Genomic DNA, 12,666 nt, shown 5'->3' with positions numbered 1-12,666 from the left:
AAATCAAAACTTTATTTGGACAGAAAGCTAAATTTTGTTAGCTAGATTGAATAATCATGATTTTTGAGATGATCTTAATTCTGTTCAGAATTTGAAAATAACTTTTTTATTGCTTTAACTAAAAAGCTAAACAATGCAATCACTTTATCCTGTGGATTTGCTGACATTAGAACAGGTACTTGAATGTTATCCTTTAACTGTATTACCAGATACCCTGCTCATTGATGTAATTGCATTAATGAATCCGGTAAGTAGCGGTGCAGGAGAATCTTTATCTGATTTCAGTAGCTGTGTTTTAGTAGTTGAAGAAACAAGTTTAGTAGGTATATTAACTCTACGGGATATAGTATTACTGACTGGGGCAGGAATAGATTTATCCAAGGTAAAAATTTCTGAGGTGATGACGCAGCCAGTAATTAGCCTGACGTTAGATCCGGCTCAAAATGCCCTGACTGCTTTATCTTTCATGCGCCAGCATCAAATTCGTCATTTGCCTGTAGTAGATAAGCAAGGGCAATTGGTAGGGTTGATTACTCAAGATAGAATTCGTCAAGTTATCCAACCAGTTCACCTGCTAAAACTGCAATATGTGACAGAGGTAATGGTAACAGAAGTTATTCATGCTCTGCCAACTACGTCTGTGCTGGAATTATCCCAAATCATGAGCGATCGCCAGATTAGTTCTATAATCATTGTCGCCCAACAAGACACCGTGCTGATTCCAGTGGGGATGATCACCGAAAAAGATATTCTGAAAGTTCAGTTACAGGGATTAAATATAGTCCAAACCCAAGCGCAAGCTGTGATGAGTAGCCCCGTAGTCAGCATTAGTCCCACTGAATCTTTGTGGACTGTTCACCAGTTGATGCAAAAACAAGGAGTGCGGCGGTTAGCCGTAATTGGAGAACAAGGCGAACTGCAAGGACTGGTGACACAAAGCAATCTTCTACAAGTACTTGATCCTCTAGAAATAGTCAAAGTTATCCAAGCCTTACAAGCAAAAGTTGAAGAGCAAACAGTTCAACTCAAGCAAAGCAACCAGCAGTTACGACAGGAAGTGACACAACGCCGCCAGATGGAGGAAACACTACGCCAAGTTCAACAAGAATTAGAGTTGCGGGTGGTGGAACGTACAGATGAACTAGTGCAAGCAAATAACCGTTTACAACAGGAAATTGAGGAACGTAAACAGATTGCAACAGCACTCCAGCAGCGTGAACATCAGTGGCAAGCCCTTTTTGATCACGCTCTTGATGCGATCACTATTACAGATGATGAGGGACGGTATGTAGAAGTCAATCCGGCAACCTGTGAATTATTTGGTGTATCGAGGGAAGAACTTTTAGGTTCTAGAATCGCAGATTTTGCAAAACCTGGATTTGATATTACCCAAGTTTGGCAACAGTTCTACGAACAAGGACAAATGTTTGGTGAGTTTAGCTTATATCGTCCTGATGGCACAGTTAGAGAAACTGAATTTGCGGCGGTTGCTAATTTTATACCACATCGCCATCTCTCCATGCTGCGAGATGTCAGTGATCGGCAAGCCGCGCTACGTGAACGCAAACAGGCTGAAGTAGCGCTGAGAGAAAGCGAGCAACGGCTACAACTGGCACTCTGGGCAGGTAACACTGGAACTTGGGACTGGAATCTGAAAACCAATCAGGTTTTCTGGTCTGAGAATCTGTTTTCTTTATTTGGTCTAACTCCTGATACATTTGATGTCAGCTATGAAAATTTTGTAAACATTGTCCACCCTGAAGACCGCGAACGGTTGCATCAATCAGTTTTGCGAGCGGTTGACCAGCAAGTACCCCATGATCTTGAATTCCGGTTTATTTACCCAGATGGTACAGTAGGTTGGTCAGTATGCAAGGGTAAAGTATTCTACGACGATGCCACTGGTGAGCCACTCCAGATGATTGGGGTGAATATGGACATCACTGCACACAAACAGGCACAACAGCAAATCCGTGAACAAGCGGCTCTAATTGATGTTGCTACTGATGCTATTTTTGTCCACGATTTAGAAAAACGTATCCTATTCTGGAACCGAGGGGCTGAACGCTTGTACGGTTGGACAGCAGAGGAAAGCTTAGGTAAGAACGCCTATGAAATATTCTATAGAGAATCATTATTGCAACTCGAAGCAGGTCTACAGGCTACTATCGAACAAGGTTATTGGCAAGGTGAGTTAGTACAAATCACCAAAATGGGGAAAGAAATTATTGTTGCTAGTCGTTGGACTTTGGTACGGGATGAATCTAGAAAACCCCAGTCTATCTTAGTAGTCAACACCGACATCACCGAGAAAAAACAACTAGAGCAACAATTTTACCGCACTCAAAGGTTGGAGAGTGTAGGAACTCTAGCCAGTGGTATTGCTCATGACCTCAACAACGTCTTTGCTCCTATTGTGATGATTGCTCAACTGTTACCTTTCAGATGTAAAAATGTTGATGCGCGGACGCAAGAACTGTTCAAAACTCTAGAAACTAGCTCAAAGCGTGGATCTGACTTAGTTAAACAAATTCTCACCTTTGCCCGTGGTACAGAAGGTAAACGTATACTGTTACAACCTGGACATTTGCTCAAAGAATTAGTCAAGGTCATTAAACAGACATTTCCTAAATCCATTCAGATTCGGACTGAAATTCCCACAAATACCTTGTGGATGGTGCAAGCAGATCCCACCCAACTAGATCAGGTGTTTATGAATTTGGCAGTTAATGCCCGTGACGCTATGACTAATGGTGGGGTTCTTAGCATCACTGCTGAAAACCGGATGATTGACGAAACCTATGCCCGAATGCACCTTGAGGCGAAAGCAGAAGGCTATATTGTTGTTACCGTCTCCGATACAGGAACGGGAATTCCTCCAGAATTTATAGAGCGCATATTTGATCCGTTTTTTACTACTAAAGAAGTCGGTCAAGGTACAGGACTAGGGCTGTCAACGGTTTTAGGTATTATCAAGAATCACAACGGCTTTGTGCAAGTATCAAGTCAGGTAGGTAAAGGGACAAAATTTCAGGTGTTCTTGCCAATAGCAGAAGGAACAGTAAGCGAGGTGATAATAGAAGCAGAGTTATCTAGAGGTAACGGCGAGTTGATTTTGATTGTAGATGATGAAGCGGTCGTCCAAAAAATCACTCAGGAAACTCTAGAAGATTATAACTACAAAACCCTTGTGGCTAACGATGGCATTGAAGCGATCGCTCTCTATGCCCAACATCACCAAGAAATTAGCACCGTCTTGCTAGATATGCTTATGCCTAACATGGATGGATTAACAGCCATCCGCACCTTGAGAACCCTCAACTCTAAAGTCAAGATTATTGCCACCAGTGGCTTACCCGCTAACGAGCAAAAGGCTATTGCTGTTGGTGCCAACAAATTTCTGTCTAAGCCTTACACAACGACAGATTTATTAACTACTTTATCGGATGTGATCAACATTAGGGAACAGGGAGTGGATTAACTTTAATCCAACGTTGTTAGATAAGATTACTGTAAATCGGACTCGTACCGTGGGTAATCGCTCACAGTCATTGCATATATGTGATGGATAACGGTCAAATTATTGAGCAGGGTAAACACGAGGATTTACTAGCAATTGATGGAATTTATACTAGGTTGTGGCGCGTACAATCTGGGATTTAGCTCCACCACCAGCGACTGCGACAAGTCGCTTTTTTTACAGCAAATTTCGTGCAATAATTGAGAATACTTCTTATTTAAAGCTATAGTAGGCTGAGATACTACTATAGCGTTCACGTAGTGTACCGTAGGTATCGCTGTTTTTTAGATGCCCATACCCCCTACAGGGTTCGCGGTAGCGTAGCGTCTCCTAAAGGAGAAGGGCTTTTTTCAGTTTGCAATTGCATCCATTATTAGGTATTCCCTTTTGAGAAACTGGAAAAAGCGTGTTTGTTTCAACCATATATTAGCTTGAAAATAATAGCAATTATCATTAAACTATGACAAAATTTATTACAAATACAGACTGGGAAGAACTATGGGCAGAAAGTGAACAAAATGGTCAACTTTCTTGTCAATTAAAGGGTTTTGAAACTATCCATCAAGGGAAAATTTTAGATATCTGTCATACCTATGAATGCTGGACAGAATTACGTAGTGGATTATTTATTAAGATACATGAAAAAGAGTTTATTAATGACCTGGTATGGATTAGAGATAATTTAGATGATACTGAATTTGGCTTGAGTTTTTTTCTCTCAGGAAAAGTGAGAATTGAACGCCACGGTTTAACTGACAAGACAGACGAAATCGTAGGCAGATATTATTCAGAATGTAACTGCGATATCAAAGAAACTGAATGGTGGAAAGCCGGAGAAAAGTTTTCACGAATTTATCTGAAAATCGAACCACAGCAATTCTTTCAAAGTTTTGGCGAAGAAGAATTAGAACAGATCCCAATTTTTCTGCGTCAAGCAGTAATGAATGGTAAAGTACAGCCTTACTACCAGCAAGGGGAAATTACACAGCAAATGTGGCAGGTGTTATGTAATATCCTCAAGTGTCCCTATCAAAGCTTGATGAAGCGAATGTATTTAGAAAGTCAAGCAATGGAATTGATGACGCTTTATTTCCAACAATTTCAGGAGCAGGAGATATCTAATCATAACTTTCCCGGCAAGAATTTGAGAGATGTTGAGAGAATTTACCAAGCCAAGGAAATTTTGTTGGGTAATCTAGAAAATCCACCCAGTCTGATAGAGTTAGCACAACAAGTAGGGATAAATGAATTTAAATTGAAGCGTGGGTTTCGTCAAGTTTTCGGGACATCTGCGTTCAAATATTTGCACAACTATCGTCTGGAAAAAGCGAAACAACTTCTAGCATTAGGAGAAATGAAAGTTGAAGAAGTGGCATTTAGAGTAGGTTTTGATAGTCGCAGTTACTTTGCTTTAGCTTTCCGCAAAAAATTTGGCTTGAATCCCAAACAATACTTTCAAGATCAAAAAAAATCCCTCTAGCGTTCAAAAAAAATCCCTCTAGCGTTCAAATTAGAAATCCGAATCCCCTATTATACATACACTGCTAAGTTAGTTAAGAAATATTCCTAACAGCTTGTGGGCATAAATGGAGTGACCTAATACCCTAACCTGTCACAGGATAGGGGTCAAAAGTCTGATGAATATGTTGGTGTGAGGGAGATTTGGTGATGAGATTAATAAAATCGCTTTCCGGGCTGATGTTTACAGCCTCAGTTTTCATACTCATAACACAGTCAGTCCTGGCTGAAACCGATGGGGGAAATTCGGTTGAGATTGGAGATAAAAGCAAATCTGTATCAACTATGCCCCAGTTGAGTGAGGTAGAACTTCCCCAGACTAATGCCGCACTGTTGTTAACTCAGAACCCTGATGCAGAAGCAATAGTAGAAATTACAGGGGTAAGTATCAACCAAACTGAAAAAGGTGTTGAGGTCATTTTAGAAACTGCTAAAGGTGATGCTCTCCAACCTGTTCAGAAGAATGAAGGCAATAAATTAATTATCGATATTCCCAATTCGCAATTGCGTTACAAGGATGGTGATACATTTCGTCAAGAAAAACCATTTGCCGGAATTGCGGAAGTTTTGGTAGTTAATCAAGATAATAATACTATCCAGGTGAAAGTGACGGGGGAAACAGGACTGCCGATAGTTGAGTTGTTTGATGGGGATGAAGGACTGATTTTTGGTGTGACACCTGCGGCTGTGACGCAACAATCACAAACTCCGCCAGTGGAAGAGAAGCCAACCAGTGAAACACCCCAAGAGCAAGCATCGGCGGAGACTGATGAACCCATTGAATTGGTAGTGACAGGACAGCAAGATGGCTATCGTGTGCCAAATACTACAACTGGAACTAGAACCGATACACCCTTAAGAGACATTCCCCAATCTATTCAGATTATTCCCCAACAAGTGCTGCGGGATCAACGTGCTGACCTTGGTAGTGCGTTGCTCAATGCTCCTAGTGTCCGTAACGCAGCTCCTACTAACTTTGACTCAGTACGGATACAGACTAGGGGATTTTTTAGCGCACCTGCACTAGATGGTATCATTCCCGGAGGATTTAATGGTGCGCGTGTTAACGTAGGGCCTGACTTGACGGGAATTGAAAGAATCGAAGTTCTCCAGGGGCCAAGTTCTGTTTTATTTGGTTCTTCACCTCCAGGTGGAACGGTCAACTTTATCACCAAGCAACCTCTACGCAATCCCTATTACTTCGCTGAGGCTACTGTGGGAAGTTTTAACTTTTATCGCGGTGAGATAGACTTGTCTGGCCCCCTCGATGATGACAAGAAGGTACTCTATCGGCTGAATGCCTCCTATCGAGATCAACAATTTTTTACTGAACTTGGCAGAACTAGAAACCTGGTGATTGCTCCAGTTGTTAGCGCTGCACTAGGTGAGAACACAAACTTGAGCTTTGGGGGAATTTATAAAGATATCTCCTTCAATGCTGACTTTGGGTTGCCTGCTGTTGGTACGGTACTACCTAACCCCAATGGAAGAATTCCCCGGGATCGCATGACCAATGAAGGCTCTACGAATCTAGTACAGGGTAGAATTGGCTATACATTAGACCATAAATTTAGTGAAAATTGGTCAGTCAGCAATACTTTTCGATACGAAAGTATTAATGATGTGTCTACTGGCTATTTCCCACTAGGGCTTGAGTCAGATAATCGCACACAAACAAGATATTATTTTGCGGATGATGGCCAAGAACATGATTACAAGATGGTAACGAATATCATTGGCAAGTTTTCAACGGGTTCGATTCAGCATCAGTTACTCATAGGTGTTGATGTCGGGAGATACGAAAACACCAGCAGTTCTCAAGAAAGAGATGCTGCATCCATTGATTTATTTAATCCAATTTTTGGTCAACCCATCGGCACTGAGGTTACATTTGAAGACAGAAGCCGTAGGGCGTTAGATAGCTTTGGTATTGTGTTACAGGATCAAATTACCTTTGCAGAGAATTTAAAGTTCCTGATTAGTGGTCGATTTGATACATTCACTGAAACCAACCAAAACCTGATCGGCAATACAGAAACCAGTCAATCACTAAGTGCATTTAGCCCCCGTCTAGGCATTGTCTATCAGCCTATTGCACCCATCTCTCTGTATGCAAACTACAGTCGAGCGTTTGAGCCAGCGATTGGGCGCACTCGTGATCAGAGTTTATTTGATCCCACCAGAGGTACTCAGTATGAAGTTGGGGTAAAAGCAGATTTGAGCGATCGCCTTTCCACAACATTAGCATTTTATGAAATTACTCGATCAAATGTCCTAACCCCAGATCCAGTTGATGACAGATTCTCCGTTCAAACGGCAGAACAGCGCAGCCGGGGTATTGAACTTAGCTTTGCAGGTGAGATTTTACCGGGATGGAACGTCTTTGCCAGTTATGCTTACAATGACGCTCGTACCACTGAGAGTAATATTCCTGATGAAGTTGGCAAACGCTTATCACGAACTTCTCCTCATGGAGCTAGCTTGTGGACAACATATCAGATTCAAAAAGGGGACTTGCAAGGTTTGGGGGTGGGGTTGGGACTTTTCTATGTAGGCGATCGCGCTGGTGATAACGCCAATACATTTGAAATTCCTAGTTATTTAACTATCGATGCTAGTATCTTCTATAAACAAGACCGATTCCGGGCTGCGATTAATATTAAAAACCTCTTCGATGTGGAATACTTTGAAAGCGCTTTTAATCGGAACAGAGTTCACATTGGTGCGCCATTTACAGTGCAGGGAACTATTTCTTGGACGTTTTGAAAAATCAGGATTTTTATGAAGAGGTTTCTACGCCGTCTCACCTCTGTGCATTTAATTTTCCTATGTTTATTAGGAATTTTTATATTTATCTCTGTTTCAGTTTGTAGCAGTATTTCTCTGCAAATGAAAAACTCAAACTTTCAACAGCCAAGCACAGAGTGCCGAGTGGTAAAGCATAGCATGGGAGAAACTTGTATTCCCAAAAATCCTGAGCGTGTTATTACTATTTTTCATGGCACTTTAGGTAATGTATTATCTCTAGGAATTAAACCGATTGGGAGTGGTGCTGTAGGGCTAAATAATCCTGTTCCTGCATACTTACAAAATCAAGTTGGGGAGATGGAATCATTAGGTGATCACTATCAACCTAATTTAGAAAAAATATTGATGCTGAAACCAGACCTGATTCTAGTTTGGCAAAATATGCAGCAAATTTATCCGATTCTAGCTAAAATTAGCCCTACCGCAATCGTCCCGTGGTATGGCCCAGCCGCTTGGCGAGAACATTTTGAATTTGTCACTAAGGCACTAGGGAAAGAAAAAGAAGCACAGCAAGCCTGGAAGCACTATTATCAAAAAATTAATGAACTAAAACAAGTGCTTGGCGTTGGCGCAGCCTCTCCGTTCGCGCAGCGTCCCGAAGGGAAGGAGAATCGCTATCAAAATCAAGAAATATCAGTTATTTCTGCTTCTAGTCAATGGGGGTTCAGTATCCAAGCAAAAAATTCATTTGCTGGATCTATTCTCAACGATCTCGGACTCAAACGCCCAAAGGTGCAAGATGTGAATACATCAAGTGGCTATCTTAATGTTGTCTCAGAAGAAGAAGTGACAATGTTAGATGGTGATATTATCTTTGTTTTGAGTTTTAAAGATGACGACAGGAAATTCTTGGAGGAAATTCTCCAAAAACCACTAGTAAAACAGCTGAAAGCAGTTCAACAGGGAAATGTATATCTTGTAGATGGTTTAGCCTGGATTGGCTCAAACTTACTAGCTGCTGATGTCGTTATTGATGACTTATTTAAGTACCTCATCAAAACACCTCAAAAAACAAAATAATTCCTCATCTTTAATTGTCTAATTTTTATGTAGTTTCTGGATTTAAAATTATCTAAAATATAGGATATATCAGTTAGATAATACCTTAAATTAGTGGAAATATCTTTGTATTGAAGCACCATGCTATAGTTCTTATTAAAGGAGTTTGTGTTTTGACTTTTTCTAAGTTTTTTTGGGTTGTCAAGACTGTTTTTTCTAGCTTGCATATCTGGTGGCAACCCCGACAGCTTTCGAGGAATTACAAATTTTTACCATTTTTTCTGACCATAGTTACTGTTTTAGCGATCGCAGCCTGTAACAACAACATACCGCAGCTAGAGAAAAGGCAAACAACGAAAAACTGCCGAATTATACAACATGCAATGGGAGAAATTTGCGTTCCTAATCATCCAAAACGGATTGTAACTTTAAACCCTGCTGCCTTGGGCAATGCGATCGCGCTTGGCATTCAACCTACTGGAAGTGCTACTGAAGCAATTAATCAGTGGCCGCCTTATCTTCAAGACAAAATTGAGGGAATCAAGTTTTTAGGTACTTGGGGAGAGCCTAACTTAGAAAGTATTGCCTTACTTAAGCCTGATGTTATTATTGGCTGGAAACATAACCAGCAGTCAACCTATTCTCAACTATCTTATATTGCACCGACAACTTTATACGACTGGGTAGTTAATATAAACCATCCAGATAATTGGAAAGAGTATTTTAATTTTATAGCGAAAGTATTAGGCAGAGAAGATATTGGTCAGCAACTTTGGCAACATTACAATCAGCGCATTGAAAAACTAAAAATCGCAATAGGCAATCGCTATAAGAATAAAACAATTTCTGTCATCGTATTTAATGCTGGTACGATTTACAGTGTGGGAGAAAATTCATTTATTGGTTCTATATTGAGTGATGTTGGATTAAATCGTCCAGAATCACAAAAAATTCCCTCAAATGGGTCTTTTAGTCTCTCTGAAGAAACTTTAGAAATGGCTGATGGCGATGTGATGTTTATTGCAGACCATGATGGTAAACACAACTTAAGTATTCTCAAGAAAAAGTCGCTGTGGAAAAAGCTGAAAGCAGTTCAACAAAATCATATTTATTTTGTTGAATCTACTAACTGGGAATCATCAAGAAATCTACTGGCTGCCAATACCGTCATTGATGACTTATTTAAATATCTAGTGAATAACCCCTAAAATCACGTCTAAACACAGTATTTTCCTTGATATTGCTATTCAATTACCACTAAACCAATGCCCAAACATAGATTACTCCTTTGCACATCCTGCCACCGTTACTCTGAAAAACGACTAGAAAATCCCCCTTTTTCGCCCAAATACCCCCTGAGTTGGCAGCAACCCATATCTCATTTCGGACATTATCCAACCTGGGAGAAGCTGCATTCCCCATACGGTAAAAATCAACGGGCATTTTCCTCGCTTTTAGGCTCAATGGTTTCGCAAATCTTGACTGCGATCGCTTCTATATCTACTATCTTACCTGAGCCGTGGGGCGATCGCCTTCACTATCTCTATCTCAATGATCGATTCGCACCTCTAGCTAATCTGTTTTTAGGCTCAGAAATTCAACCAGTGGGATGCTTATGGGCGTGCAGTCATGGTAGTTATCCCGCACATCATTCAAAATCTCATGGTGTAGCTTCTCAACTTTTACATATATGTGTTGCCACAATTAACTATAAATTGCCCTTTTGGGATATAAATTTGCCGTTTTTGGATAGAATTGATATGTCAAATAATAGTATGCTTTATATATTTTGGTCAACTACGATTGCAATGACTAACTAGAAAACCTAAATTACTGAACCCCAATTTCTACAATGACATCAAAATCCCATCCTTTATCAAATAAACACTCACCACTCCAACGATTACTCAACTACGGAGAAAAATATCGCCCGCAAATTTATCAAGCTACAACCTATTCTATTATCAATACAATTTTAGATTTAGCACCACCTTGGTTAATCGGTATTGCTGTAGATATATTAGTCCAAAAGCAAGATTCTTTGATTGGCAAATTGGGAATTACAGAAGTAGTATGGCAATTTGCTCTACTTTCACTAATTACTGTGATTGTTTGGATATTTGAATCACTTTCTGAGTATGCCTATAATAGACTTTGGCGAAACTTAGCCCAAAATATTCAACATAATTTACGCTTAGATGCCTACGATCATTTACAAGAATTAGAATCAGCTTATTTTGAAGACAGTAGTACAGGCGGGTTGATGTCTATTCTCGGTGATGACATCAACCAACTCGAAGACTTTTTAAATGGGGGAGCAAATGAAATTATCCAAGTTACCACCTCATTTATAATCTTAATTGGTGGTGCATTCTTCATTTTACCTCTCAACATCACCTTAGCAGCAATGCTGCCAATGCCTTTTATTCTCTGGGGTTCTTTAATATATCAAAAACGACTCGAACCTCGTTATGCTGATGTTAGAGAGAAGGTCAGTTTTTTAAATTCTCGTTTGGCTAATAATATTAGTGGTATTACCACAATTAAAAGTTTCACTGCGGAAACTTATGAAAGTGCCAGATTAGCAACAGAGAGTGATGCTTATAAAAAAAGTAACGCCAAAGCAATTAAACTTTCTGCGGCTTTTGTTCCTGTAATTAGAATGTTGGTTTTAGTAGGGTTTACGGCTTTATTATTTTTGGGAGGTATGGCAGCTTATTCCGGTAAAATATCTATCGGTAATTACAGTGTTTTACTGGTTTTAGTCCAAAGATTGTTATGGCCGTTGGTATTTTTAGGAGAAACTTTTGACCGATATCAACGGGCGATGGCTTCCACAAAACGAGTGATGGATTTGTTAGATACTCCCATCCAAATTACTACGGGGGATGTACCTTTAATTGTTGAGCAAGTCCAGGGAGAAGTTGAGTTTAAAAATATTACTTTTGCCTATGGAAATAGTGGAACCATAATTAAGGATTTATCTTTACATATTCCTGCTGGAAAAACTATTGCGGTTGTTGGTTCTACAGGTTCTGGTAAAAGCACTTTAGTAAAACTATTGTTGCGGTTTTATGATGTTTCACATGGCTCAATTACCATTGATGGCATTGATATTCAAAAGTTGAATTTATCTGATTTGCGTCGCAGTATTGGCTTAGTTAGTCAAGATGTATTTTTATTTCATGGTACGGTAGCAGAAAATATCGCCTATGGAACTTTTGATGCTCCTGATGAAGCGATAATTAATGCAGCAAAAGTAGCTGAAGCAGAAGATTTTATTATGCGACTTCCCCAAGGTTATGAAACAATAGTTGGGGAACGAGGACAAAAGTTATCTGGGGGACAACGCCAACGTATTGCTATAGCCAGAGCAGTTGTCAAAAATCCCCCAATTTTGATTTTGGATGAGGCGACATCTGCGGTGGATAATGAAACTGAAGCCGCAATCCAACGCTCTCTAGAAAAGATTACCGTGAATCGAACAACTATTGCGATCGCTCATCGTCTTTCCACTATCCGCAATGCTGACTGCATATATGTCATGGAATACGGACAATTGGTGGAAACGGGAACCCATGAGGAATTATTAGAGAAAAATGGTATTTATGCAAGTTTATGGCGAGTACAGTCAGGACTCAAGTAGGGGCGGGGTTTCCCCGCCCTCGATTGTATTGAATGCGACCGATAACAGCTAGAACTTGTTGAGAGTAGGGGGCAAATCCTGTATACTTATTGCAAATAATTATTATTTGCTTGGCATAATATGTGTCAGTTTTGTTTTGCTTAATTTTCATGACAACTCAATAACAAGATAAATT

Annotated in this window: 7 protein-coding genes; all 7 read left to right on the top strand. The window is 40.1% G+C overall.

Annotation, left to right across the window (positions count from 1 at the left end):
• The first annotated feature begins 133 nt into the window (after positions 1-133).
• The 7 genes from ACSQ6I_RS17890 to ACSQ6I_RS17860 all read left to right on the top strand — a co-directional run bounded on the left by ACSQ6I_RS17890 (position 134) and on the right by ACSQ6I_RS17860 (position 12,491).
• On the top strand, positions 134-3,481 hold the full coding sequence (locus tag ACSQ6I_RS17890; protein ID WP_438891644.1) for a PAS domain S-box protein: 3,348 nt from the start codon (positions 134-136) through the stop codon (positions 3,479-3,481).
• Positions 3,482-3,980: 499 nt separating this feature from the next.
• Positions 3,981-5,000 (top strand): helix-turn-helix transcriptional regulator, encoded by a 1,020-nt coding sequence (locus tag ACSQ6I_RS17885; protein WP_438891643.1) that lies wholly within the window; start codon positions 3,981-3,983, stop codon positions 4,998-5,000.
• Positions 5,001-5,188: 188 nt separating this feature from the next.
• Positions 5,189-7,804: a TonB-dependent siderophore receptor gene (locus ACSQ6I_RS17880; protein ID WP_438891642.1), complete on the top strand. Its 2,616-nt coding sequence runs from the start codon at positions 5,189-5,191 to the stop codon at positions 7,802-7,804.
• Between the two features lie 123 nt (positions 7,805-7,927).
• Positions 7,928-8,866, top strand: a complete 939-nt coding sequence (locus ACSQ6I_RS17875; RefSeq protein WP_438891641.1) for an iron-siderophore ABC transporter substrate-binding protein — start codon at positions 7,928-7,930, stop codon at positions 8,864-8,866.
• A gap of 152 nt (positions 8,867-9,018) precedes the next feature.
• Entirely contained in the window at positions 9,019-10,053 is a 1,035-nt protein-coding gene (locus tag ACSQ6I_RS17870) for an ABC transporter substrate-binding protein (RefSeq protein WP_438891640.1), read from the top strand.
• Positions 10,054-10,308: 255 nt separating this feature from the next.
• Positions 10,309-10,665 (top strand): hypothetical protein, encoded by a 357-nt coding sequence (locus ACSQ6I_RS17865; RefSeq protein WP_438891639.1) that lies wholly within the window; start codon positions 10,309-10,311, stop codon positions 10,663-10,665.
• A gap of 32 nt (positions 10,666-10,697) precedes the next feature.
• On the top strand, positions 10,698-12,491 hold the full coding sequence (locus ACSQ6I_RS17860; RefSeq protein WP_438891638.1) for an ABC transporter ATP-binding protein: 1,794 nt from the start codon (positions 10,698-10,700) through the stop codon (positions 12,489-12,491).
• The last annotated feature ends 175 nt before the right edge of the window (positions 12,492-12,666 follow it).

Origin of the sequence: Anabaena sp. WFMT (genome assembly GCF_051781005.1) — a bacterium.
In the GTDB taxonomy this organism is placed as follows: Bacteria; Cyanobacteriota; Cyanobacteriia; order Cyanobacteriales; family Nostocaceae; genus Anabaena.
This window is presented reverse-complemented; position numbering and strand designations above follow the sequence as displayed.